The following is a 24,389-nucleotide window of genomic DNA, read 5'->3' on the forward strand; positions in this document are numbered from 1 at the left end:
GATACTGGAACGTGCTCGTACTTTGCTCTTGTTACCCGCCTGTCGCGTCGAAAAAGAAACGAGATCGCGGACTCAGTACGACTTCGCGAAGTAGGCGATCTCGGTCGCTTCGTCGCCGCACATGGTACACTCGTCGGCGTCGGGGGTCTCCTCCTCGTCCATCGGGAGCATGACGATCTCCGCGTGGACCTTCTCCTTGACGGCGGCCTCACAGGCCTCGTCGCCACACCACGGCGTCTTCACGTAGCCGCCGTGCTGGCCGATGGTGCCGAGAATCTCGTTGACCTCGTCGACCTCGCGGACGTTCTCCTCGAGGTTCTCCTCGGCCGCCTCGTAGAGCTTGTCGAACACCGAATCGAGGTGCTCGTGGGTCGCCTCGACGATGTCTGCGCGGTCCTCGACGACCTCTTCGCCGTCGGGGCGGTGGACCACGGTGACCTCCTCGTCCTCGACCTCGTAGCCGCCGATCTCGAAGCGGACCGGGACGCCCTTGAGCTCCCACTCGTTGAACTTGAAGCCGGGGTTGCGCTCGTCGCGGTCGTCGAGGTGGACGCGCACGCCGTCCTCCTGCAGTTCCGCGGCGACCTCGTTGGAGTACTGGAGCACCTCGTCCTTGTTGTCCTCGTTGTAGATGGGGACGATGACGACCTGCTCGGGCGCGAGTGCCGGGGGCAGCACGAGCCCCTGGTCGTCCGAGTGCGTCATGATGAGCGCGCCGAGTGCGCGCCACGAGAGCCCCCACGAGGTCGTCCACGCGGTCTGCTCCTCCTCGTCCTCGTCGGTGTAGGTGAGGTCGTACGCGTCGGCGAACGACTGCCCGAGGTGGTGGGAGGTACCGCCCTGGACCGACTTCCCGTCGGGCATCAGCGCCTCGACGGTCGTCGTCATGTTCGCGCCGGGGAACTTGTCGTGGTCGGGCTTGCGGCCGCGCATCACCGGGATGGCGAGCACGTCCTCGTACAGCTGTTCGTACTGGCCCAGACGCATCATGACCTCGTCCCAGGCGTCCTCCTCGGTCGCGTGGGCGGTGTGGCCCTCCTGCCAGAGGAACTCCTTGGTGCGGAAGAACGGCTTGGTCTCCGTCGCCTCCCACCGGATGACGCTGCACCACTGGTTGAGCTGCAGGGGCAGGTCGCGGTGGCTGCGGATCCAGTCGCTCATGAAGGGCGTGATGATGGACTCGCTGGTCGGGCGGACCGCGAGGCGCTCCTCCAGCTCCTCGTGCCCGCCGTGGGTAACCCAGGCGACCTCGGGGTCGAACCCTTCGACGATGTCCTTCTCCTGTTCGAGATAGCTTTCGGGGATGAGAACGGGGAAGTAGCTGTTCTGGACGCCGGTCTCCTTGAACCACCCGTCGAGGTGGTTCTGGAGTCGCTCCCAGAGTTCGTAGCCGCGGGGTCGCGTGACGATGAACCCACCCATGGGGGCGTAGTCCGCGAGTTTCGCCTTCTGGACGAGTTCGGCGTACCACTCGCCTGTGTTGTACTCCTTGCTCTTGGTCATCCCAAGTTCCTGCTCTCCACTCATTGTATGGAAGAACTCTCGTCGGTATCTTAAACCCCTTGAAGGTGTGCCAGGCAGGCGCGAACGGCCTCGCTATCGGCTGGCACACCTCGTTACCCACGGCATACTTATCACCTCAGCAAACCTCTCTACAGAACATGATATCGGGGGAACCGGTTCAGGGGGCGGCACAGTGACGAAGATGCTCAAGGGCGAGTGGCGCGTGCTCGGCTTCCGCGCGGACGAGGAGAAACTGCTCCTCCACCCGCTGTTCGAGATCGAGGACTCGGGCAAGTACTGGGTCGGCGCTTCCATGCCCATCGGAACAGCGAACTACGGCGGCGAGATGCAGGACCTCGTCGACGACCTCGAACCCGGCAACCGCGTCAGGGCGGGCGTCTACCCCGGCAACCCGGGCCGCTTCGCCGAACTCGAACTGCTCGACGACCAGCGCCTGCTCATCGGCTTCGAGTCCGAGACGGTTCCGACGTTCGTCCACGACGTGTGGCTCGAAGCGCTCTCGAACCACGACGGGTCCGGCCCGGTCGCCGCGACCAGGGCGCTCGACGTCCCCGGCACCATCGCGGAGCTGTACGTCGCCTCGTCGACGCAGGAGAGACCGAACGACCTCTGGTGGGTGTTCGTCGGCGGTGGCGGTGACGACGAGTTCTTCGAGTCCTTCGAGGTATACGAGGGTACACCCGCGGAGTTCGTCGCGGCCAACCCGGCCTCGACCCCGTACTTCTGGGTCGTGAAGTTCGGCGAGCGCGACACCGAGGTGGCGACGAACCTCGCCAAGCAGACCGGCATCACCCGCGACCCCGAGGCGGCGCTCGAAGAACTGCTTGAGAAGCACGGACTGGGCGGAAGCGTCGTCACGAAGTAGCCGCACCGACGGAATCTCCTGTTCAGTCCGTCAGTCAGGGGACATTTATTTTGCGTTTCGATCTGGATGCAAGAACGAGGGGTCCCGGCAACAGCGCACCAGTCCTGCGCGCTATCCCCCCAGAACCGAACGTCAACACATGTCCCCCACACGTAGAACCTACCTGAAAACCGTCGTCCCTGCCCTGGTCGGTGGGAGCACCGCTGGCTGTCTGTCCGGACAGAACCGTGGTGCCGCCGACATCGTCATCCACAACGAGGGCGACGCCGAACAGACCATCGACCTCACCGTCACCGGTTCCGACGGCACCGACATCGTCACCGAGTCCGTCACCCTCGCCGGTGGTGAGCAATCGAAGATAAACAACGAAGTCGCGATGGAACAGACCGTATCGGTCACGGTTGCGGCCGATGGCGACACGGACCACACCGAAGACTGGTCGGTCGCCAGTACACTGCACGTCCGCATCCGGTCAGACGGTATCGTGTTCGACGAGGAGTAGGCCGGCGGTCAGTCAGTGAAACGGTCGACGACACGCACGTCGTACCCCAGTAACTCCTCGCCATCCTCGTCGAATCGGAAGGTCCCCTGTACCCGGTCACCGTCGAGCAGGCGCGGGAGCCAGTACTGGTCGTCTTCCCACATCTCGCCGTACGGGATGTCCCGGCGAATGACCCACAGCGGGTCCGCTTCGTCGGTTTCCGTCGCGGTGCCCTCGAAGGCACGAGAGACGTACGTGTGACAGCGGAACAGTGGGTCGGAACCGAAGTAGAACAGCAGTTCCGCACGCTTCTCCACTTCGATCAGTTCGAGGTGGACCTCCTCATCGACCTCACGCTTCACTGCTTCGAGCGGGGTCTCACCCGCTTCGACCTTTCCGCCGGGGCCGTTGTAGAGCCCGGCCCCGATACCGCGCTTTTTCTCGATGAGGAGGAGTTCGTCGTCCGGCGACAGCGGGAGGTCACCACGCAGGGGGAAACAGAGCGTCGCCTCGTCGGGCGAATCCTCGTCCATACGTCACGTCGGGACTGCCGGGCAATCATCCTTGCTGTCCCGACGGACCCGTCTAGGGAAGACGGCTCCTGTCGACCAGCCACACCACGCCCGCCGTCGGAATCGCCACCAGTGACGGCCACCGGCTCGAACTCAGGTACACGTCGACAGAGGGGAGTTCCGCCCACGTAAGAGGGTAGAGATACGGCGGGGCGACGCCGCTAGCCCGGATGACCAGGTAGTCCATCGCGACGTGGAGCGCGACCGCACCGAGCAGGACCCCGAGGACGACCCGGCGCTCCCGTTTCGGCACGAGCAGCGACCCGGCCAGCGAGAAGCAGAACGCTGCCCCCACGGTCTGCAGGGCGTACCACGACCCGGTGACGCCCGCGACGGTGAACCGGTCCGTGCCGGTCAGCAGGTACACCTTCGCGGCGTCCGGGACGACCGCGCCGATCATCGCCACCGGAACGTGATGGGGTTCGAGCCAGTTCAGCGACCACGAGGCCACCGTCGCGAGGACGTAGGCCGCGAGGACGTGGGTCAGCAGGTCACTCATCCCGGTCACCCCACTCGTCGCCGTCCTGCGCTCCCCCGGCTCCCCGCGGGACGAACCGCAGTCGGGCGGGGTCGGGCCGCCACCGGCCGAACACCAGCCCGAGCGTCAGCACGACCGAGAGTCCCGAGACGGCGAGCATGTAGGTCCGGTTCCCCTGCTCGGAGACGACCAGCCGCTGCGGGTCGATGCGCTGGTCGGGCCGGGCGACGCCGTACACCTGGACCTCGTCACCGACGTCGACCGCGGCCCGGGTGTCGGTCACCACGACACGGTCGTCCGTGGGGCCGAACTCGGCGACGAAACTCGCGTCACGCACCGCGACCACCTCGACCCAGATGAACACCTCGTCGCCGTGGAACCGCTCGAACGACCGGTCCAGCTCCTGGTCGGTCGGGTAGGTCGACACCGACTCCTCGGTGGCGGCGTAGTCCAGAGTGAACACGCCGACGGCACCGAGAAGGCAGACGACGAGGAGGAGGCGCGCGACCGGCCGACTATCCATACCCCGTCGTGTGCGGGCGGTCGGCTAACCGCTTGTGGTTCCTGGCACTCGCCTAGCTGGTTCCGTCGTCGGCCAGTCGTCGGTCGAGTTCCGCCCGGAGGATGGTCCGGTGGCAGTGCTTCTTCTCGGTGTTCTCGAAGCAGACGAGGACGAGTCCCTCGCCGTCGTGGACGCGTCGCAGGAGGTCGTCCATCGCCTCGCTTGCCTCTGGTGACTCTCGCAGGTGTGCCCGGTAGCGCGCGTCGAAATCGACGGCGTCCCAGGCCGCGTTGTGGGCCTCCTCGTCACAGATTCCTCGCATCTTCAGCGTCTCTTCCTCGTCTTTCACCGCGTCGAGCAGGTCAGCCGGCGGGCCGAGCGCCGGAACGTTCTCGTCGACCGCCCCGGCGAACCAGCGCGTCGGTCGGCGGACGACCCCGACGAGCGTCTCGTCGGGCTGTGGGTCGAACAGGTCGTGCTGGAGCGCGGCGAGATAGGTATCGCGGATGCGCGCTGAATCCGGTCCCGTCACGGCTCCTCCTCGCCGACCGGGGGCACGGAGAACGGGCTCTCGCGTGCGGTCCAGCCCCAGCCCGGGATGACCTCCTGGAAGCCCGCGGCGAGGGCGGCGTCGAGGTCGTCCGCGCCGGCGGCGTCCCCTGCCTCGCCGTGGGTCATGATGTCGGCGTAGTGGAACGTCGCCTCGCCGAGCAGTCGAAGCGGCTGTTTCCCGGCGATGGTCGCCGCGAGCTCGCGGCCGAGCACCTCGTCGACGATGAAGCCAGGATAGTCGCCGTCGACGTCGAGGTCGCGCAGGATGGCGACCATGGCCGCGACGTTCACCGCCCGGTCGCCGTCCGCGAACAGGTCGTCGACGGCGGCGTGGTACTGATCCGCCGAGATCGGATCGACCGACACGGCGAACTGCTCTGCCAGGGCAGCGCGGATGTCGTTGACCAGCGGAACGATGACGTTCGCACGCGCTCTGACCCAGTCTCGCTCCTGTGCGACGCGCTCGGGTGTCACTTCCATACACCGATGTTCGGGGGTGAACCCCCTGAGTATTGCGAAGGCTTTTATAACTCGAATGGCATACCGTCGAATAAGCGGGTTCTCCCTGGGTCCTCCCGCGCAGACGACTGTCTGGGACGGGCTCCAACCGCAGGTACCACGAACATGTACCCGGCCGATACTACAGACTTCCAGCGATTCCAGTGTGACCGCCGACACGGTACACAGCGACGTGACCGTTCCGCGGTGGCCCCAGCGCCGGGCACTCCTGCGACCGGAATCCAAGGACCCGTCCGCAGGTGCGGTGACAGACACCGCCCGCATTCGGACATCATGGCACTACCTTTTCCCGAGATATGAGTTCCGTAGACCAACAACTCGAAGAACTACGAGCAGAGATCACGAGCGAAATCCCGAACGACATCTCCGTCTCCGCGGTCAAGTACGAAGGCCCGGAGCTGGTCGTCTATACGCGCGACCCGAAGAAGTTCGCCCAGCAGGGCGACCTCATCCGGAAACTCGCCTCGAAGCTACGCAAGCGCATCACCGTCAGGCCCGACCCCGACGTCCTCTCGCCGCCTGAATCCGCACGCGAAGAGGTCATGAGCGTCATCCCCGAGGAGGCCGGCGTCACCGACCTCGACTTCCACGCTGACACCGGCGAGGTCGTCATCGAGGCACAAAAGCCGGGGATGGTCATCGGCCGTCACGGCTCCACGCTCCGCGAGATAACGCAGAAGGTCGGCTGGACACCCGAGGTCGTCCGCACGCCGCCGATCGAGTCCTCCACCGTCTCGAACGTCCGTAACTTCCTCAAGCAAGAGCGCGAGGACCGCCGGGACATCCTCGAACGCGTCGGTCGACAGATCCACCGCGACGAGATGTCCAAGGACGAGTGGGTCCGCATCACCACGCTCGGCTGCTGTCGCGAGGTCGGACGGGCTTCGTTCATCCTCTCGACGCCCGAGACCCGCATCCTCATCGACTGCGGTGACAAGCCCGGTGCCGAGGACGAGGTCCCCTACCTCCACGTCCCCGAGGCGACCCCGCTCAACAGCATCGACGCGGTCGTGCTCACCCACGCCCACCTCGACCACTCCGCACTCGTCCCGCTGCTGTACAAGTACGGCTACGACGGCCCGATCTACACCACGGAGCCGAGCCGTGACCTGATGGGGCTGCTCACGCTGGACTACCTCGACGTGGCCGCCAAGGAAGGCCGTACCCCGCCGTACGAGTCCGAGATGGTCCGCGAGGCGATCAAGCACACCATCCCGCTCGAGTACGGCGACGTGACCGACATCGCGCCCGACGTGAAGCTCACGTTCCACAACGCGGGCCACATCCTCGGCTCTGCGGTGTCGCACTTCCACATCGGCGACGGCCTCTACAACGTCGCGTTCTCCGGCGACATCCACTACAAGGACACCCGCCTGTTCAACGGCGCGGTGAACGACTTCCCGCGGGTCGAGACGCTCGTCATGGAGTCGACCTACGGTGGCAGAAACGACTACCAGACCGACCAGGAGGACTCCGAGCAGAAACTCATCGACGTCATCAACAAGACCCACGACAAGGGTGGGAAGGTCCTCATCCCGGCGTTCGCGGTCGGTCGGTCCCAGGAGATCATGCTCGTGCTCGAACGGGCGATGCGCAACGGCGATATCCCCAGGATGCCCGTCCACCTCGACGGGATGATCTGGGAGGCGACCGCCATCCACACCACGTATCCCGAGTACCTGCGTGACGACCTCCGCGACCGCATCTTCCACGAGGACGAGAACCCCTTCCTCGCCGAGGAGTTCAACCACATCGACGGCGGCGAAGAGGAGCGACAGGACGTCGCCGACGGCGGCCCGTGTATCATCCTCTCCACCTCAGGGATGGTCACCGGTGGCCCCATCATGTCCTGGCTCCGCCACGTCGGCCCCGACGAGGACTCCCGCCTCGTCTTCGTCGGCTACCAGGCACAGGGGACGCTCGGTCGCCGCATCCAGAACGGCTGGGACGAGATTCCGGTCAACGGCCGCAACGGCGGCGGGCGCTCGGACACGATGAAGATGAAGATGGACGTCGAGACCGTCGACGGCTTCTCCGGCCACGCCGACCGGCAGGGCCTGATGGACTTCGTCCGCACGATGAACCCGCGCCCCGAGAAGGTGCTCTGTGTCCACGGCGACGAGTCCTCGGTGCAGGACCTCTCCTCCGCGCTCTACCACGAGTTCAACATGCGGACGTTCGCCCCGAAGAACCTGGAGACGTTCCGGTTCAAGTGACCTGACCACCTGAAGATATTTTCGTCGGTCCGTCGAGACCGACACATCACACTGCGCTCCAGCCGTAGAGTCCTCGCGAGCACCGCGGCTCCGGGGCGAAAGCGGTGCGATGACCCCTTTGAAGAGCTGGCCGGGCTGTTGCTCCCGGCCTTCCGCCTGCGAATCCGCTACAGGAGCACCGAGAGTATCGCGAGGATGAGGAACACGCCGACGAGTATCTTGGCGATCCGCATCGAGATTCCGGCGACTCCCTGCATCCCGACGACGCCGGCGACGATCGCCACGATGAAGAACACCACGCCGTAGTAGAGGAAGTCTCCCGAGAACAGCAGTGGGAGCAGGTCCCCGGCGGTCGTGGCTGCGAGCGATGCGAGCGTCATAGCCAGTCCTCCGTCGAACGGCGGTCGATGGTCGGTCCAGTCATGCTCGTACGACCGACTGCTCGCGCCAGCCGCATGAATCGGTGGCCGAACGTACATAGGGCCGGCAAGCCGGAGTGTCTCGGTATCGAGACAGTCGCGGCACGTGCAGGCCTCGTTCGGACCGGACGAACGGTCTCGCTACTCACCGTTGAAATACGAGGCCGCAGCCACACCCGGTGTGCCGTAACCGATACCGCACGGTGGTCGCGGTCGTGTGACACTCCCACCGTGCCGGACGAGCAGCGAGTGTCGCCTGTTCGCCACCCCGAGTGACAACGTTTTTCCACGCGCGAGCGGTCCGACAGACCATGCTCAACTCTCCCGTCTCGTGGGCGGTGCTGGCAATGCTCGCCTGGGGGCTCTGGGCCGTCGTCGCCGACCTCGCGACCCAGACCGTCTCTCCGACCGTCGCGATGGTCGTCTCCTACCTCGTCGGTGCCGGCCTCGCCCTGGGGTACGTGTTCACTCAGCCGGAGAGCATCGAGTACACCCGTGACGGGCTGGTCACCGCGGGAGTCGCCGGGGTGTTCGCCGGGCTCGGTGCGGTCGCGTTCTACGCCGGGCTCGCCCGCGGTTCGACCAGCGTGGTCACCACCGTCTCCGCGCTCTACTTCGTCGTCGCAGCAGCCATCGGCATCGCGGTCCTCGACGAGCCGGTGACCGTCCATCGCATCGCCGGCATCGGGTTCGCGGTCGTCGCGGTCGTCCTGCTGGCGCGGTAAGAATCCGGCACGCGCCAACATTCTTGTCGGTCGCCTTCGCACCGACGAGCATGCGACTCGCGCTCATCGCCCACGACGAGAAGAAGCCAGACCTCATCGACTTCGCGAGCAGCCGGAGTGACGACCTCGCCCGCTTCGACCTGATGGCCACCGGAACCACCGGCAAGCGGCTCATGGAGGCGACCGGTCTCGACATCGAGCGCAAGCAGTCGGGTCCCATCGGCGGCGACCTGCAGATCGGGGCCGAGATTGCCGACGACGACTGCGAGGGTGTCATCTTCCTGCGCGACCCGCTCACGGCACAGCCCCACGAGCCCGACGTGGCGGCCCTGCTCCGCATCTGTGACGTACACGAGGTCCCGCTGGCGACGAACCTCGCGAGTGCCGACGCCGTGCTGGACGAGCTGGTCGAGCGGCTGGAATCGCAGGCGGAGTGACGACCCTCAGTCGGGCGCGTCGGCGGGGTCGACGACCTCGTCCGTCTCCGGGTAGACACCGACCTGGTCACAGACGTCCGCGAGTGGACACGCTTCCGGGTCGTCCAGGCACGCTGGCTTGCGGGCGGTGCAGTACTCTCGTCCAAATTGAATCATCGCGGTGTGTCCGAAGCCACATTTCTCGGCGGGCACGTCACGCTCCAGGTACTCGCGGACGTCCTCGTGGTCTGCATCCGCAGGAGCGAGCCCCATCCGGCGAGCGATGCGGTGGACGTGCGTGTCGACGGGGAAGACGCCGCCACGACCACCCGAGAAGAGGAGGACGCAGTCGGCGGTCTTCGGGCCGACGCCCTTGACGCCCAGCAGGGTTCCCCGAACGTCGTCGGGGTTGCCGTCTCGCACGTACTCGTCGAACGCGGTGGTCGAGCCGAACTCGTCGAGGACCCACTCCGCGGCGCGCTGGATGACCGTCGACTTCTGGTTGTAGAGCCCTGCAGCGGAGATGGTCTCGGCGAGGTCGTCCTGGGAGACGTCGACCAGCGTCTCCGCCAGCTCGTCCTCGGGGCCGTACCGGGCCATCAGCTGGTCGTGGGCGGGCTGGCTCGCCTTGTCGCTCGTGTTCTGGCTCAGGATGGTGCGCACGAGGCACTCGAAGGCGTCCTGCCCACCGTACGCTTTCTGCCAGTACATCTCACCGAGGCGGTCCACGACCGCTTCGGCGGGGGTCGCACCCTCGCCGGGCTGGAACTCGGCGGCGATGCCGCCGCCACCGGGGCCGCCGGAGATGTTCTCCGTGGGTTCGTCGTCTGGCATGACTGGAGGTTGGGACGGGAGGGTGAAAACCGCCGCGCTCTCCGGGGTCGGACTCTACAACGAGTTCAGGCGTCGACTTCGAGCGTCACCGTCACCTCGGCTCCCTCGGCCAGCGCAGCGACCAGGTCGCGGTCGAAACCCTCGGCGGCGAACGGGGCGGCGAGCATGATGGTCCGGTCGTCGACGTAGTCGGAGGTACGCCCGACCATGCTCCGGTCGTTGGTGAACTCGAGCGAGGGGTGGCCGAGGCCGGTCACGGAGTCCGAGTAGCCGTCGGCTTCGATGGTGAAGGTGATACGCGAGCCCTGTGTCTGGCACGCCTCGACGAACTCGGGGTCGAAGTCGGCGGGGCTGCGGTCGGCGTCGATGGCGAGGATGCAGTCGCCGGCCGGGGTGAGATAGTCGTCCGTGGTCACTTCGAACGTGCTCGTGTGCTCGGCGGAGACGTTCTCGTGGCCGCGGGCGTGGATGACCTCTTGCATGCCCCGGCGTATCCGACCGGTGAACTTAGTCCTCGCGAACGACCGTGACGGTCACCGCACCGCAGGTGCACTCGTAGGCGCGCCGTACGCCACCGTCGGTCCGCATGGTGAGCATCAGGCGGTCCGCGTCGAGTGTCGCGTCACAGCCCTCGCAGGTGCCGGTCAGATGTTCGAGCATGGATGGAGACACGACGCCACCCCATGTCAAGGTCCGCCAACCGCGCGGTGAAAGTGAAAGTAGTCACAAGACCTTTCGTGATAGCGGTAGGTCTGTCTGTTCGTATGACGAGCCAGTGGGAGGGGGCTACGATCGTGGAGGCACACGACGACGAGCCACCGGCGGTCGACTCGTGGGAACCCGTCACGGTTCCTGGTCGGCCGACCGCGTTCGCTGGCGACGATTCGGTCGCCTACCGGCTCCGGTTCGGCGACCCACGGTCGGCTAGCGACCAGCGGGTGCTCCTGGATTTCCGTGGCGTGTACGGACGCGCTCGTGTCTGGCTGAACGGCGAGTTGCTCGGCGAGCACGACACGTACTTCCAATCGGCGCAGTTCGAGTTCGATCCGGAGCAGGAGAACGAACTCATCGTAGAGTGCCACCGTCCGACGGACGGGTTCGGTGGCGTGTACGAGACGGAGATGGTGCCGGATTCCCTCGCAGTCCCCGGCATCTGGTGGGCGGCGCACCTTCGATTGCGCCCGCCCGCGTTCGTCACCGACCTCATGATAAACCCGCGACTGACCGACGAGGGCGCGGTCATCGACACCGCGGTCTGTGTGGATGCGGCGGAGCCGGTCGACGAACCGGTGACGCTCTCCCTCCGCCCCGAAGGGTTCCGTGGTGGTGGCGCGATGGAACGTGTCCACGTCGACGCGGCCGCGGGAGAGCGCGTCACCGTCACCCGAACGCTGACGCTTCGTGACCCGGCGTACTGGTGGCCTCGTGGGTACGGGGACCAGCACCGGTACACGGTCCGGGCGAAGTTCCGCGACCACGAACGGAGCCGGACGACTGGGGTCTGTCCCGTCCGGTACGACGGCGGACTCTGGGCGAACGGCGAAAAGGTGCAGGCTCGCGGGGTGAACATCATGCCGAGTGACTCCCCCACTGCAGACCTCGAACGCGCCGCGGCGGCGAACTGTAACCTCGTCCGGGTTCACGCGCACGTGCTGCCGCAGTCGTTCTACGACGCGGCGGACGAGGCGGGGATACTGGTCTGGCAGGATCTTCCCCTCACTGGGACACAGACGGTCGACTCGGGGCGCGGGCAGGAACTCGCCCGGACGTTGTCGGGGGAATACGATCACCACCCGTCGGTCGCCCTGTTCGGCGTCCACGACGACCCCGTCGACCCGTTCCCGGAGCGACTTGGGAGCGGTCGCCTCGCTCGGCTTCGGTTCCGGCGGCGCGTCAGCGGGACCTCGTTCGACCGGTCGACCGCGGACACCATCGCGAGCGCGTTCCCCGAGAGCGCGACCGTGTTCCCGGTGTGTGGCCCGCCTGGCTGTTCCCCGGATGCGGCGCACCTCTACCCCGGCTGGGACTACGGCGACGCCGACACGGTCGACTGGCTCCTCGACAAGTACCCCGAGTTCGGTCAGGTCGTGTCGGAGTTCGGCGCTGGCTCGCTCACGGAACGCGGGGCGACACCGGTCGGCCTCGACCGGGAACGACACGACGCGGTCGTCGGCGACGACGGGGCAGGGGCTTCGCAGACAGCGCAGGCACGGCTTGTCAAGCGCGTCGCGGAAGCGCTCCGCCGCCATGGCACGGACATCCTCGCCGGATTCTGTCTGCGTGACGTCGACGCCGGCGGCGGCATGGGTATCGTCTCCGTCGACGGGACCGAGAAACCCGCGTACGACGCGCTGGCCGACTCGTTCCAGCCGGTCGTCGCGCTGCTCGACGGCGAGCCGACGGGCACTGTCGGTGTCACGGTGGTCAACGATTCGCCCGCACAGGTCGATGGGACCTTCTCGTGGACCGCCGGAGACGCTGGTGAATCGATACCGGTCGTGGTCGCGCCGAGTGCCCGCGAGCCTGTTGGCACCATCTCGATTCCGAGTGGTGCGGACCGGCTCGAACTCGTCGTCGAGGCTGGTGGGACGCGGTACGTCAACGAGTACTCTTTATAACCCGAATCGTCGTGTGTGGTAGCAATTTACACACCCTGTGTCGGCGCTGTCTCCCGATTCCGGGAATATAGGCAATCGGTACCTTTAAATTACTTGCCGTGGTAGTAATCGATACCAGAACGCCGCCGGTGTTCCGGTAGCATCGCTAGCCGACCAGAATGACACGGAATCTTGTCCCCGAGAGGTCGCAGGCCGCCAGCGAGAGCTACCGTTCCGGCGCGGGACGGAATCGAGGTACGAATACACAATGGCTGATTCGATAGACACATCCAAGAACGTAGAACTCACAGAAGACGACCTTGCGAACAAATCCAAAGGTCAACTTATCAAGCTCGCAGGACAGCTGCGAGACCGACGTAACGATCTCAACCAGATGGCTTCTGAGCGGGCTTCCAGCCGTGACGACCTGAACGCGAAGACTCGCGAGAAGGTCGACGAGGCCCAGGAACACCGCGAGAAGCGTGACGAGCTCAACGAGCTGGTCCAGGAGCACAAACAGAAGCGTAACGACCTCAACGCCGACGCCAACGAGCTCTTCGACAAGGTCGAGGAGATGAAGTCCGACCTCGAGCTCGACGACGGCAAGGACCTCGAAGAGCTCGAGTCCGAGATCGAGGACCTGGAGTTCAAGCAGCAGACCGAGGTTCTCTCCTCCGAGGAGGAGAAAGAGCTCATCGAGAAGATCGAGAGCAAGCGCGAGGAGTACCAGAGCCGCAAGGAGAAGATGGGACAGAACGACGACCTCGACGAGCTCGTCGAGGAGGCCGAGGAGGTCCGTTCTGAAGCATCCAAGCACCACCAGAAGGTCACGGAGCTCGCCGACAAGGCACAGGAGCACCACAACCAGATGATCGAGGCCTACCGCGAGGCCGACGACATCCGTGACGAGGCCGACGAGATGCACGAGAAGTTCGTCGAGGCCCAGGAAGCGGCCGACCGTCACCACGAAGACTTCGTCCGCGTCCAGAAGCGCCTGCGCGAGCTGGACAAGAAGGAGGAGGAGGCCAAGCAGTCCAAGCGCGACCAGAAGCGCGAGGAAGTCGAGGCCGAGGCCGAGGAGATCTACCAGAAGTTCAAGGAAGGCGAGACCCTCGACACCGAGGACCTGATGAAGCTGCAGAAGGCTGGCCGCCTCTAAGCGCCCGACTCGGGGACTCTCTCTGTTTGCGGTCCCGACGTGCAGCACTTTGATTGCGTTTTTCTCGACCGTCCGTGAGCGACAGCACCGCCGGTCACGGCAGTTTTTTATCCCTTCTCGTGCTCGCATTGGGTAGTGGCTACGCTGGTCGTGTGCGTCGACCGTACCGACGACATCGGACGGAAGACGGGGTTGGAGACGCCAGTCGTCGGCTGGGAAGCCGTGCGCTCGCTCGTCACGGACGTGGGGTTGGCCGACCCGGAAGACTCCAACGTGAACTGCCTGCTGGAGACACTCCGGGTCGCGCGTGACCTGCGCGACGAGGACGAAGAGACCGTCGTGGCGGTCATCTCCGGTGCGAGCGAGAACGTCGTGGGGGCCGACCGGTCGGTCGCCCACCAGCTCGACGAGCTGATAGAGCGCTACGAGCTCGATTCCGCAGTCGTCGTCATCGACAGTGCACAGGACGAACGCCTGGTGCCGGTCGTCGAGTCACGACTCCGCGTCGATTCGGTCGACCGCGTCGTCGTGCGACAGGCCCGCGACATCGAGTCGACGTACTACCTGCTGAAGCAGTTCCTCGCCGACGAGGAGCTGCGCCAGACCGTGCTGGTCCCACTGGGTGTGGCGCTGGTTGCCTTCCCGGCGCTGGCGCTCACCGCGGGGCCGGCCGTCGGCGCGGCGACCATCACCGCAATCGTGGGGCTGTTCCTGCTCTACAAGGGCTTCGCGGTGGACGAACTGGCCAAAGACGGGGCGGCGCAGGTCCAGACCGCGCTCTACTCCGGCAACGTCTCCGTCGTCACGTACGTCGTCGCGGCGGGGCTGACGATGGTCGGGATGTTCGTCGGGGCGCTCGAGGTCTCACGGATGAGCGGTGTCGAAGGCGTCGTGTTGCCGTCGATGATGTTCGTCTTCCACGCGGTGCCGTGGTTAGCGATGGCGGGGGCGACCGCGAGCATCGGGCGGGTGCTCGACGAGGCCATCGACTCCGAGGCCGTCCCGAACGCGATGTTGAACATGCCGTTCATCCTCGTCGCCGTCTCGCTGGTCATCCGCGGGTTCTCGGCGTACTTCCTCGAGCGCAGCGGTCTCATCGACGCGCTCCAGATTCCCCGGGTGACCGTCGGCCAGAGCGAGTTCGGTGCGTTCGCCTTGCTCCCGGGTGAGCGCCTCGCCGGGTTCGTCGTCGTCGCAGTCCTGCTCGCCCTCGTGGGCGTGCGCATCGCCGCGGCGCTCTCGGGGACGGGTATCGAGGAGGCCGAACTCGAACAGGGTTCGTAGCGTCGTCCGCGGTCCGTCACACGTTTACTCTCGCGGTCCACTTGGTCAGCTATGACAGCCGACGGTTCCTGGGTGAGCCTCTTCTCCGGCGGGAAGGACTCCTCGTGGGCGCTCTACCGGGCGCTCGAAGCGGGGCTTCCGGTCTCGCACATGCTGACGGTCCACCCCGAGGGCGAGTCGTACATGTACCACGTGCCGGCGACCGAACTCACGTCGCTGGCGGCCGAGAGCATCGGCCTGCAGCACGTCAACGTCACGCCCGAGGATTTCGACGCGATGACCGCGACGGACTCCGGCGAACAGGGTGATGCCGAACTGGAACCACTGGAGGCCGCGCTGGCCGACCTCAGCGACGACCTGGAGGGGGGCCTCGCGGGCGTCACCGCGGGTGCCATCGAGAGCGAGTACCAGACCTCGCGCATCCAGGCGATGGCCGACCGCCTCGGCTGCGACGTGTTCGCGCCGCTGTGGCAGCGCGACCCCTCCGAGCTGGCGCGCGAAATGCTCGACGCTGGCTTCGAGATAACCATCCTGCAGGTCGCTGCACACGGCCTCGACGAGTCCTGGCTCGGGCGCACCCTCGACGCCGACGCGTTCGCGGAACTGGAGGCGCTCAACGAGGAGTACGGCGTCCACGTTCTCGGAGAAGGTGGCGAGTTTGAGACGTTCGTGACCGACGGGCCGCACATGGACCGCCCAATCGAGCTGGAGTACGAGACGGTGTGGGAGGGGACGCGCGGACACATCGAGATTACGGACGCTCGGCTCGGGTAGGTTCGGGCTGGAATCGCTCGACACGGGCTCCTTGTGAACCAGTATCAGTACACTGAATAGCACACGCGCCGTCCTGGTAACTGGCCGTTCTTCCGACACACCGATGCGGATTGCCCAACATTTACTATGTTGCGAGTAAATCACGAGGTATGGGAATCGATTACTCGGACCTTCACGATCCGAACGCGGAGTACACGATGCGTGAGCTCTCCGGCGAGACGATGGGAGTCACGCGCGAGCGCGGCGGCGGCCGGGACGTCCAGATAACGGACGTCCAGACCACGATGATCGACGGGAACTTCCCGTGGACACTCGTGCGAATCTACACCGACGCAGGCGTCGTCGGCACCGGTGAGGCCTACTGGGGCGCGGGCGTCCCGGAGCTCATCGAGCGCATGAAGCCGATGGTCGTCGGCGAGAACCCGCTCGACATCGACCGACTCTACGAGCACCTCATCCAGAAGATGTCCGGCGAGGGCTCCGTCGAGGGCGTCACCGTCACGGCCATCTCCGGCATCGAGATCGCCCTGCACGACCTCGCGGGCAAGATTCTCGACATCCCGGCGTACCAGCTGCTCGGCGGCAAATACCGCGACGAGATGCGCGTCTACTGTGACTGCCACACCGAGGAAGAGGCCGACCCCGAAGCCTGTGCCGACGAGGCAGAGCGCGTCGTCGAGGACCTGGGCTACGACGCCCTCAAGTTCGACCTCGACGTGCCCTCCGGCTTCGAGAAGGACCGCGCGAACCGCCACCTTCGCCCTGGCGAGATCCGGCACAAGGCCGAGATCGTCGAGAAGGTCACCGAGCGGGTCAAGGACCGCGCCGACGTGGCGTTCGACTGCCACTGGACGTTCTCCGGTGGCTCCGCGAAGCGGCTGGCCAACGCCATCGAGGACTACGACGTCTGGTGGCTCGAGGACCCCGTGCCGCCGGAGAACCTCGACGTGCAGGAGGAGGTCACGAAGTCCACCATCACGCCCATCACGGTCGGCGAGAACCGCTATCGCGTGACCGAGGAGCGCCGCCTCATCGAGAACCAGGCGGTCGACATCATCGCGCCCGACATGCCGAAGGTCGGCGGCATGCGCGAGACCCGCAAGATCGCGGACGTCGCCAACCAGTACTACATCCCCGTCGCGATGCACAACGTCTCCTCGCCCGTCGCGACGATGGCCTCTGCCCACGTCGGCGCGGCCATCCCGAACGCGCTCGCCGTCGAGTACCACTCCTACGAGCTCGGCTGGTGGGAGGATCTGGTCGAGGAGGACGTCATCGTCGACGGTTACATCGAGGTGCCGGAGAAGCCGGGTCTCGGTGTCACGCTGGACATGGACGCCGTCGAGGAGCACATGGTCGAAGGCGAGACGCTGTTCGACGAAGCGTAGCGAAGCGAGCCTGTCGGTGTTCGACGAGGAGTGAAACGACTCGTCGAGCCAGCAAATCTCCGATTTGCGTTGTTTGACGAGGCGTAAGCCGAAGTCAAGCTCGTGAAGCTCTGCTTCGCGGTGTTTGACGAAGCGTAGCGAAGCGGAGCTTCGTCAAATCAACGAGTCACTGCGCGAACGAAGTGAGCGACCGTCTCGTGCGATTCGGCGAGCAGGGAACTATTCGATCTCTCCGAATCCGTGCGCCGGTCTGCCCAGATAGCAATCACCACTGCCGAGTACCGTTCTGTGTGAATCCCGGCCAATCGAGCTTTGTATCTCAGGGTATAGTCTTTGATGACGTGCCGAACACCTACGTTGTCTCCCTGGTGATCGCGGGAGGCATCAGTCTGGCACTGGCGGTTGTCGGGCTTCGTCGGTCCGAGGCGGTCGGGTCACGATGGTTCGTCCTCTTACTGACGAGCATCGCGGTCTGGTGTCTCGGAAACGCCGTCCGCTACGGCCAGACCGACCCCGAAGCGTTCCTGTTCTGGTACCGCGTTAGCAGGTTCGGCGCACAGACGGCTGTCGCGCTCGGACTGGTGTTTGTCCTGGCCTATGCGGGGTACGACCGATGGACCCGGTGGCCGCGGGTCGGCCTGTTCGTCGTCCCACCACTCGCAATGTTGACGGTCGTCTGGCTCGCACCGTCGATAATCTGGGCCGACACCACGGTCGTCCGGGAGTCGCCGGTGCTCGTGATGGACTTCACCTACACGCCGCTGTTCTCGGCGTGGTACTTCCTGCAGTACGCCCAGATAGCGATAACGCTGGGAGTACTCGTCATGGTCGCGTCCCGGGACCAGCGCCTCTACCGGTTGCAGGCGTTGACCATGCTCGGGGGCGTCATGGTTCCGGTGTTCGGGAACCTCCTCTGGTGGTTCGGTGTCAGTCCCGTCGAACACCTCGACCTCTCTCCGTTCCTGTTGTTGGTGACCGGGGTGTCGTTCGCGGTGAGCCTGTTCTCGTTCGAGCTGTTGCGGGTCCTCCCGGTCGCCAGGCACACGCTGGTCGCGGAGATGCAGGACGGATTCGTCGCGCTCGACGACGACGGGCGGATCGTCGACGCGAACGCCGCCATGGCGGGGATACTGCAGCGGTCCATGAACGATCTGGTCGGCGAGCAGTTCTCGGCAGTCGTGCCAGACGGCGGGAACGGGAACACGGCCGAGCGATACCCCGAGGACGTGGTCGTCACCGTCGCCGGGGAGCGCCGCCACTTCGATATGCGCCGGACGTACGTTTCCGAGAACTCCGATCGAACCGACCAGTTGCTCGTCTTCCGGGATATCACGGCCAGGCGACGCGCCGAGAAGCGACACAGTCGGCTCGTCGAGGAGTCCTCGGACCTCGTGACTGTCTTCGACCACGAGGGCGTCATCGAGTACGTCAGCCCCTCGGTTCGGGGCGTACTCGGGTACAACCCGAACGCCATCCGTCGTAACTCGGTCGAGCAGTTCACGCATCCGGAAGACAGGGACCGGGTCTGGGCCGACATCGAGACGGTCCTCTCGGACCCGGGCGGGTCAGTGACGTTCGAGCATCGGCTCCGTCGGGCCGACGGCTCGTGGTGTCTCGTCGAGTCGAAGGCGCGCAACCTCGTCGAGGACCCCGTCATCGGGGGCATCGTCGTCAACTCCCGCGATATCACGGTTCGAGAGGACCGAAAGCGCCAGCTCGAAGCGCAGAACGAGCGCCTCGAACGCTTCACCAGCGTCGTGAGTCACGACCTGCGCAACCCCCTTGGCGTGGCCACGGGCTATCTCGAACTCGGTCGCCAGACCGGGGAGGATGCGGCCTTTGAGGAGGTGAACGACGCACTCAAGCGGATGGACCGGATGATACAGGACCTGCTGACCCTGGCGCGTGAGGGGCGGACCATCGACGACAAGCATCCAGTCGATCTCGAGAGCGTCGCTCGAGAGGCTTGGGAGGCGGTCCCGGACTCGACAGGCCACTTGCTGGTGGACGTGTCCGACACGGTTACGGCGGACCGACAGCGTCTCCGGGAACTGTTCGAGAACCTGTTTCGCAATAGCGTGGAACACGGTTCCACGAACAGCCGGTCGGAGACCGGTGACGCCGTCGAGCACGGCTCGACGAACATTCGAGCAGGCCCAGACGACCCGCCCGGCGTCTCCGTCACGCTCGGGGAGACTCCGGGGGGATTCTTCGTCGAGGACGACGGCCCCGGCATTCCACCCGAGAAGCGCGACGCCGTCTTCGAGTTCGGGCACACCTCGACCGAGAGTGGAACCGGGTTCGGACTGAGTATCGTCAGTCGCATCGCGGAGGCACACGGCTGGTCCGTCACCCTCACCGAGAGCGACGCGGGCGGGGCACGGTTCGAGTTCGAGACGGATGGCACGACCGGCGGCGTCGGAGAGGACCGGCCAGAACCCGAGTCGGTGATGGACGACTAAGTCACCGACAGAATACTGGCGGTTCCCGACGGCCGAGGCTCAGCCGTGGGCCGCGCCGACGGGGTCCATCTTCCCGCCGGAGTAGACGAGGCTGGCAAGCAACAGCAGGACGCCGACGGGGAGGAGCCACTCGAACACGGTCAGGAGCGCGCCGGAGGCGGAGACCCCGAGCGCGATGAGGACGACCGGGCCACAGCACGCGCTCCCCGAGAGCAGCGCCGGAACCGCCGCGAGGACGCTGGTCCCGGAGCCCGCGCCACTTCGGTCGATGCCACACGCCTTCGGGTGCCGCCACGTCAGGTACGTGACGCCGAGGTTGATGCCCACGAGGGCGGCGAGGACCAGCCCGAGCGCGATGTTCAGGGGCGAGACCAGCAGGCGGACGACTTCGAGGTTCACCAGCGCGATAGCCTCCCAGGCGAACCGGCTCGTCGTCGTCTCGAACATCCGTGCGACCGGGTCGCTGACGACGATATAGCCGACCCCGAAGCCGCTCCGAATCGCGAGGTCACCGATGGCCAGCAGGTAGATTGCGAGGTACAGGGCAGTCACGGCGAGCGTGACTGCAAGTGAGTCTCGACGACCGAGTGCGAGTCGGACCGCGTGACCGGTCCGGGACACCCTGGCGGGAACCGGCCAGGACCGCTGGTTCGTCTCAGACATAGATCTCGGTCGAGGGGTAGAACGCGAACCAGGCGAACCACATCGCGTCGAACGCCGGAATCGACTCGAGCGGGAGGGCGTCGCCCGTGTAGGTCTCGCCGTCGACCTCGTACTGCTCGCCATCGGCGACGACCTCGCTGTCGGCCCGGTAGACGTAGCCCGTGTCCAGGTCGGGTTCGTACACCGCGACGACGGGCACGTCGCCGGCCATGCCGGTCACGACGCGCTCCTGGCTGAGGTGTATCTTCGAGGCGGCGAAGGCACCGCTGCCGGTCCGCGCGCCGATGACGACCATCTTCGGGGCGTGGCGGCCGTCCTGTTTCTCGGGCTCGAACAGCATCCCGTCGGTCTTGTAGTAGCCCGCTTTCGGGTTGTACGTCCCGTAGGGGTCACGCCCGTAGTCCCGGATGTAGCCGGTGTCCTCGGTGAGGAGTGTCGTGTCGGGGTGGATTGCCTTCCACTTGTCCCAGGTGGTCCAGGTGACCCGGACGTGCTGGAGGCTGTGGTCCCGGTAGCCGCCCGAGATGGCCGTGCCCATCACCTGTGGCCACCGGCTGTCGGTCTCGCGGTCGTACATCACCAGGTTGGAGTTGAGCAGGTTACCGGAGACACCGAACTCCGTGTCGCCACGCAGGTAGCCGATGGCCGTCCCGGTCAGCGGACAGTACGAGACGGCGACGTTCTCGTTACCGAAAGTATCGTTGACGATCTCGTGCCAGACCAGGATGGACTGGGGGTACGCCTTGGTCTCGCCGTTCAGTTCGACACCGAAGACGGGGTCGCCCGGCCGGACCCGCGAGCCGACCTTCGATGCGGCCTCGAATTTGGGCTCGTCGATGGAGGGGATGCCGTCCTTTGGTGGTCCGCCCGAACGGACCCAGTCGTTCAGCGTCGCGTAGTCGTACTCGACGGTGAACCGCTCGTCAGCCAGCGGAACGGCGGTTCCGGGGCTGCCGCCGCCGGTCGTGGGGTCGCTTCCGGTGTCGGCGGCCGTCGTGTCGGGTCCGCCGCCACCACCACCGCCACCGACCGAGGCGGTGTTCCCACCACCTGAACCGAGACATCCGGCGAGGGCGGCAAGGCCACCACCGGTCGCGGCGAGCATCGCTCGGCGCGTGTGTTTCTCTCCCATGCTGGTAGGGAGGTCGCGAGCCCTCTTACCCGTATCCGGAGCGTGCATCGTCGCCGCACGAGCGAGGGACCTACATGTACCCCAACTCGCGCAGCCGCCGCATGTACGCTTCCGGCTCGTCTGCGCGGGCCGCGCGCTCTGGCACGCCGTTGCCCGCGAGCACCCAGGCTGGCCGGTCGGATTCCCGTCCCGAGCCCGACGCCGTACCCAGACTCCGGTAGCCGTGGAAGTACTGTGGAGCGACCGGCAGGTCCGAGACCGAGAGGTCCGGCGGCAGGTCCGCTGCGTTCCGGGGGATGTGGCCCATCGGGTACCCGACCACGGCCTCCGGGACCATCGTCTCCCAGGTCACCGCCCACACGTCGCGCTCGCCGAGCGCCAGCAGCGGCTGGACCCGGTCGTGCGGGACCGGTGCGTCTCGACGTGGCGAGAAGAACGTCTCGTCGGCCCTGGCGTACTGTTCGTCCCAGCGAACGCCGGTGAGCACTGCGTCGAACCCGTGGTTCTCGAGTTCGTCAACGAGTGCCCGCGTCGTCAGCATGTGCGCCCCCTCGGTCGTGTCGGCACTGACGACGAACTCGTCACGGTCGTAGTCGAGGACGGTCCGGAGCTCTCGGCGGGCACGCTCGGGGAGCGCCCCGACCGGGACCGATTCACCGGGTTCGAACGTTCGGAAGTCCCGGTTGCGCGCCACGTGCAGGTCCAGCTTCCAGCGGGTCGCCCAGCGTTCGACGAACGCCGCGGTCTCTCGGAAGTGCTGGTAGTGGTCGATGAAGACGACCGGCGGAATCGGGAGGTCCCGTTCGGCCGCGACCTGGCGGACCAGCCACAGCAACAGCGTGGAGTCCTTCCCGCCGGTCCAGCAGACGACGGGGTTGTCGTAGGTCGTGAGCGCCGTTGTGACCACCCCACGTGCCCGCTCGAGGCGCGATTCGACCGTCGGGTAATCCTCGGCTGTCTCGCCAGTACCGAGGGTGTAATCGACAGCAGGGGTGGATTCCATACCCCTAGAGAAGGGGTGTGAGAAAGTATCGCTATCGGGTGTGTGACTCGGCGGCCGAGCTTACATGTAGCCGAGGTCGCGCAGGCGCTCCATCAGGTCTTCCTTGTCCTGGGCGCGGCCGGCGCGTTCGGTCGTGTTCTCGAGGTCCTGCAGCCACGCGGGCTCCTGGTCGGCCTTGTCGGTCGACACTTCGGAGCCGAGCGAGCGGAAGCCCTCGAAGTACTTCGGCGAGACCGGGATGTCGGCGTGGGTCAGGCCGTTCGGCAGGTCGTCGTAGTCCTGCGGGACGTAGCCCTCGTCGGGGTAATCCTCGACGGTCTCGGGCACCACGAAGTGCCAGAAGGCCTCCCAGACGTCGGCCTCGGCGAACTGGAGGATGGGCTGGATGCGGTCGTGGGGCGGGTAGATGTCGGGGTCGTGGCGCGGGCTGAAGAACGTCTCGTCGGCACGAGCTTCCTGCTCGTCCCAGCGGATACCGGAGATGATGCCGTCGATGCCCTCGGATTCGAGGGTGTCGTTCAGCGCGACGGTCTTGAGCAGGTGGTTGCCGACGTAGGTGTCGAGCAGGAACGGGAACGTCTCCTCCTCGTACTCGAGGATGTTCCGGATGTGGTGCTGGTTGTGCTCGGAGAGCGCGTCGACCGGGATGTCGTCGCCCGGTTCGAGGTCGTTCTCCTCGACGTACTGCCCGACGTCGGAGTTACGGGCCCACTTGACCTCGAGGTCCCACTCGTCGGCCCAGTGCTCGACGAAGTCCATGAGCTCGTCGAAGTGCTGGTAGTGGTCGATGAAGACCGTGGTCGGCAGGTCGAGGTCGTACTGCTCGGCGACCTCCTTGACGAAGTAGAGCGTGAGCGTGGAGTCCTTGCCGCCGGTCCACATCACGGCCGGGTTCTCGTACTGTTCGAGACCTTTCTTGGTCACGTCGAGCGCTTTCTCGAGTTTGTGCTCGATGGACGGGTAGTCTGCGGGGGACTCGCCTTCGCCGTCCGTGTAATCGACGTCGAGGTAGTCGGGGAACTCGGACATCTGTAATGAGATGTAATTACGACCCTCGAAAAAGGTCTTTTGGGTTCGGCCTGCTGTGCCAGACCTTGTCGCACCCGCGTCACCCCGATAGCCGGAACCTTCTTAGCCGACCGCGGGGACGTTCCGGACATGGATACGAGGCGCGGGATGGCCGCCGTGGCTATCGCCGCAGTGCTGGTTACGAGCGGATGTCTCGGCTTCGTCATGGGCGAGGAGCCGCTGGAGTACTCGGCGAACAAGGCGACGGTGGCCGACGGGGCACTCGGTGACAGCGGAACCGGCTACACAGAGCGCAGCGTCGAGAATCAGACCATCGAGATCAACGGCACCGAGGTCGGTATCGGCGACCGGACCATCATCGTCGACAACTGGATCGCCCAGTACGAGAAGCAGGACGACTTCATCGACCAGCAGGTCGGGCTGTTCGCGGTCGTCTCCACCCACGAGGTCGACGTCATCGGCCAGCCGCAGAACCCGGTCAAGAACATGAGCAACAGCGACCTCATCGACCAGGTGCTCGGCCAGTACCAGACGGGCTACGGCGACATCTCGAACGTCCGCCAGACCGGCACCGAGCAGGTGACCATGCTCGGCCAGCAGACCGAGGTGACCATCTTCACCGGCGAGACCACCCTGGAGGGTCAGACGGTCGAGATCAACCTCTACGTCACGAAGGTCAAACACGGTGAGGACTACGTCATCGCCATCGGCGGCCACCCGACGAAACTACCGAACGAGGAGGCCGACATCTACACGATGATGCAGAACGTCCGCCACGACTCCGACGAGGAGTAG

At 65.8% G+C, this 24,389-nt stretch carries 26 protein-coding genes; 12 read left to right on the plus strand and 14 right to left on the minus strand.

What is annotated here, in order from left to right; genetic code table 11:
* Window positions 1–72: 72 nt before the first annotated feature.
* Window positions 73–1,527, minus strand: coding sequence for a proline--tRNA ligase (gene proS / locus N6C22_RS07970; RefSeq protein WP_261650570.1), 1,455 nt, complete (start codon window positions 1,525–1,527; stop codon window positions 73–75).
* Between the two features lie 169 nt (window positions 1,528–1,696).
* Between proS and N6C22_RS07975 the strand changes: the two genes are divergently transcribed.
* Window positions 1,697–2,389 (plus strand): hypothetical protein, encoded by a 693-nt coding sequence (locus N6C22_RS07975; RefSeq protein WP_261650571.1) that lies wholly within the window; start codon window positions 1,697–1,699, stop codon window positions 2,387–2,389.
* A gap of 139 nt (window positions 2,390–2,528) precedes the next feature.
* Window positions 2,529–2,891: a hypothetical protein gene (locus tag N6C22_RS07980; protein ID WP_261650572.1), complete on the plus strand. Its 363-nt coding sequence runs from the start codon at window positions 2,529–2,531 to the stop codon at window positions 2,889–2,891.
* Window positions 2,892–2,899: 8 nt separating this feature from the next.
* Here N6C22_RS07980 and N6C22_RS07985 read toward each other — a convergent pair whose 3' ends face one another.
* From N6C22_RS07985 to N6C22_RS08005, 5 genes are read right to left on the minus strand one after another with little or no spacing between them, the layout of a single operon-like run.
* Window positions 2,900–3,403, minus strand: coding sequence for an 8-oxo-dGTP diphosphatase (locus N6C22_RS07985; protein WP_261650573.1), 504 nt, complete (start codon window positions 3,401–3,403; stop codon window positions 2,900–2,902).
* A 52-nt stretch (window positions 3,404–3,455) separates the two neighbouring features.
* Window positions 3,456–3,941, minus strand: coding sequence for a metal-dependent hydrolase (locus tag N6C22_RS07990; RefSeq protein WP_261650574.1), 486 nt, complete (start codon window positions 3,939–3,941; stop codon window positions 3,456–3,458).
* On the minus strand, window positions 3,934–4,443 hold the full coding sequence (locus tag N6C22_RS07995) for a hypothetical protein (protein WP_261650575.1): 510 nt from the start codon (window positions 4,441–4,443) through the stop codon (window positions 3,934–3,936). The genes N6C22_RS07990 and N6C22_RS07995 overlap by 8 nt, the downstream gene beginning before the upstream one ends.
* A gap of 52 nt (window positions 4,444–4,495) precedes the next feature.
* Window positions 4,496–4,954: a DUF488 domain-containing protein gene (locus tag N6C22_RS08000; protein ID WP_261650576.1), complete on the minus strand. Its 459-nt coding sequence runs from the start codon at window positions 4,952–4,954 to the stop codon at window positions 4,496–4,498.
* Window positions 4,951–5,454 carry a hypothetical protein gene (locus tag N6C22_RS08005; protein ID WP_261650577.1) on the minus strand — a complete coding sequence of 168 codons (504 nt, stop codon included), beginning with the start codon at window positions 5,452–5,454 and terminating at the stop codon, window positions 4,951–4,953. The genes N6C22_RS08000 and N6C22_RS08005 overlap by 4 nt, the downstream gene beginning before the upstream one ends.
* 335 nt (window positions 5,455–5,789) lie before the next feature.
* On the opposite strand from N6C22_RS08005, the gene N6C22_RS08010 reads away from it, so the two are divergent.
* A complete protein-coding gene (locus tag N6C22_RS08010) occupies window positions 5,790–7,709 on the plus strand; it encodes a beta-CASP ribonuclease aCPSF1 (RefSeq protein WP_261650578.1) in 1,920 nt (639 codons plus the stop codon).
* Window positions 7,710–7,876: 167 nt separating this feature from the next.
* On the opposite strand, the gene N6C22_RS08015 is transcribed toward N6C22_RS08010, so the two are convergent.
* Window positions 7,877–8,089, minus strand: a complete 213-nt coding sequence (locus tag N6C22_RS08015) for a DUF1328 domain-containing protein (protein ID WP_261650579.1) — start codon at window positions 8,087–8,089, stop codon at window positions 7,877–7,879.
* Window positions 8,090–8,439: 350 nt separating this feature from the next.
* On the opposite strand from N6C22_RS08015, the gene N6C22_RS08020 reads away from it, so the two are divergent.
* A complete protein-coding gene (locus N6C22_RS08020) occupies window positions 8,440–8,853 on the plus strand; it encodes an EamA family transporter (RefSeq protein WP_261650580.1) in 414 nt (137 codons plus the stop codon).
* Between the two features lie 50 nt (window positions 8,854–8,903).
* Window positions 8,904–9,290, plus strand: coding sequence for a methylglyoxal synthase (locus N6C22_RS08025; protein ID WP_261650581.1), 387 nt, complete (start codon window positions 8,904–8,906; stop codon window positions 9,288–9,290).
* A gap of 6 nt (window positions 9,291–9,296) precedes the next feature.
* Here N6C22_RS08025 and nth read toward each other — a convergent pair whose 3' ends face one another.
* The 3 genes from nth to N6C22_RS08040 form a co-directional block, all read right to left on the minus strand.
* On the minus strand, window positions 9,297–10,103 hold the full coding sequence (gene nth, locus N6C22_RS08030; protein ID WP_261650582.1) for an endonuclease III: 807 nt from the start codon (window positions 10,101–10,103) through the stop codon (window positions 9,297–9,299).
* A gap of 65 nt (window positions 10,104–10,168) precedes the next feature.
* Complete coding sequence (locus N6C22_RS08035; RefSeq protein WP_261650583.1) at window positions 10,169–10,585, minus strand: DUF371 domain-containing protein; 417 nt, start codon at window positions 10,583–10,585, stop codon at window positions 10,169–10,171.
* Between the two features lie 25 nt (window positions 10,586–10,610).
* Window positions 10,611–10,763, minus strand: a complete 153-nt coding sequence (locus N6C22_RS08040) for a hypothetical protein (protein WP_261650584.1) — start codon at window positions 10,761–10,763, stop codon at window positions 10,611–10,613.
* 104 nt (window positions 10,764–10,867) lie between these two features.
* Here N6C22_RS08040 and N6C22_RS08045 point away from each other — a divergent pair, with 104 nt between their 5' ends.
* From N6C22_RS08045 to N6C22_RS08070, 6 genes are all read left to right on the plus strand, one after another.
* Window positions 10,868–12,721, plus strand: a complete 1,854-nt coding sequence (locus N6C22_RS08045) for a hydrolase (protein WP_261650585.1) — start codon at window positions 10,868–10,870, stop codon at window positions 12,719–12,721.
* 247 nt (window positions 12,722–12,968) lie between these two features.
* Complete coding sequence (locus N6C22_RS08050) at window positions 12,969–13,859, plus strand: coiled-coil protein (RefSeq protein WP_261650586.1); 891 nt, start codon at window positions 12,969–12,971, stop codon at window positions 13,857–13,859.
* Window positions 13,860–13,994: 135 nt separating this feature from the next.
* The gene (locus N6C22_RS08055) at window positions 13,995–15,143 is read left to right on the plus strand and encodes a DUF373 family protein (protein WP_261650587.1); all 1,149 of its coding nucleotides are present in this window, start codon (window positions 13,995–13,997) and stop codon (window positions 15,141–15,143) included.
* 51 nt (window positions 15,144–15,194) lie between these two features.
* Window positions 15,195–15,917 carry a diphthine--ammonia ligase gene (locus N6C22_RS08060; RefSeq protein ID WP_261650588.1) on the plus strand — a complete coding sequence of 241 codons (723 nt, stop codon included), beginning with the start codon at window positions 15,195–15,197 and terminating at the stop codon, window positions 15,915–15,917.
* Between the two features lie 149 nt (window positions 15,918–16,066).
* Entirely contained in the window at window positions 16,067–17,305 is a 1,239-nt protein-coding gene (locus N6C22_RS08065) for a mandelate racemase/muconate lactonizing enzyme family protein (RefSeq protein ID WP_261650589.1), read from the plus strand.
* A 341-nt stretch (window positions 17,306–17,646) separates the two neighbouring features.
* The gene (locus N6C22_RS08070) at window positions 17,647–19,767 is read left to right on the plus strand and encodes a histidine kinase N-terminal 7TM domain-containing protein (protein ID WP_261650590.1); all 2,121 of its coding nucleotides are present in this window, start codon (window positions 17,647–17,649) and stop codon (window positions 19,765–19,767) included.
* Between the two features lie 39 nt (window positions 19,768–19,806).
* On the opposite strand, the gene N6C22_RS08075 is transcribed toward N6C22_RS08070, so the two are convergent.
* The 4 genes from N6C22_RS08075 to N6C22_RS08090 all read right to left on the minus strand — a co-directional run bounded on the left by N6C22_RS08075 (window position 19,807) and on the right by N6C22_RS08090 (window position 23,594).
* Window positions 19,807–20,430, minus strand: a complete 624-nt coding sequence (locus tag N6C22_RS08075; RefSeq protein WP_261650591.1) for a hypothetical protein — start codon at window positions 20,428–20,430, stop codon at window positions 19,807–19,809.
* A complete protein-coding gene (locus N6C22_RS08080; protein WP_261650592.1) occupies window positions 20,423–21,562 on the minus strand; it encodes a DUF3179 domain-containing protein in 1,140 nt (379 codons plus the stop codon). Before N6C22_RS08080 ends, N6C22_RS08075 begins: the two co-directional genes overlap by 8 nt.
* A gap of 70 nt (window positions 21,563–21,632) precedes the next feature.
* Window positions 21,633–22,565, minus strand: a complete 933-nt coding sequence (locus tag N6C22_RS08085; RefSeq protein ID WP_261650593.1) for a phosphoadenosine phosphosulfate reductase family protein — start codon at window positions 22,563–22,565, stop codon at window positions 21,633–21,635.
* Window positions 22,566–22,625: 60 nt separating this feature from the next.
* Window positions 22,626–23,594, minus strand: coding sequence for a phosphoadenosine phosphosulfate reductase family protein (locus N6C22_RS08090; RefSeq protein WP_261650594.1), 969 nt, complete (start codon window positions 23,592–23,594; stop codon window positions 22,626–22,628).
* Between the two features lie 129 nt (window positions 23,595–23,723).
* Here N6C22_RS08090 and N6C22_RS08095 point away from each other — a divergent pair, with 129 nt between their 5' ends.
* A complete protein-coding gene (locus N6C22_RS08095) occupies window positions 23,724–24,389 on the plus strand; it encodes a DUF6517 family protein (RefSeq protein ID WP_261650595.1) in 666 nt (221 codons plus the stop codon).

Source organism: Haloarchaeobius sp. HME9146 (genome assembly GCF_025399835.1).
Taxonomy (GTDB): domain Archaea; phylum Halobacteriota; class Halobacteria; order Halobacteriales; family Natrialbaceae; genus Haloarchaeobius.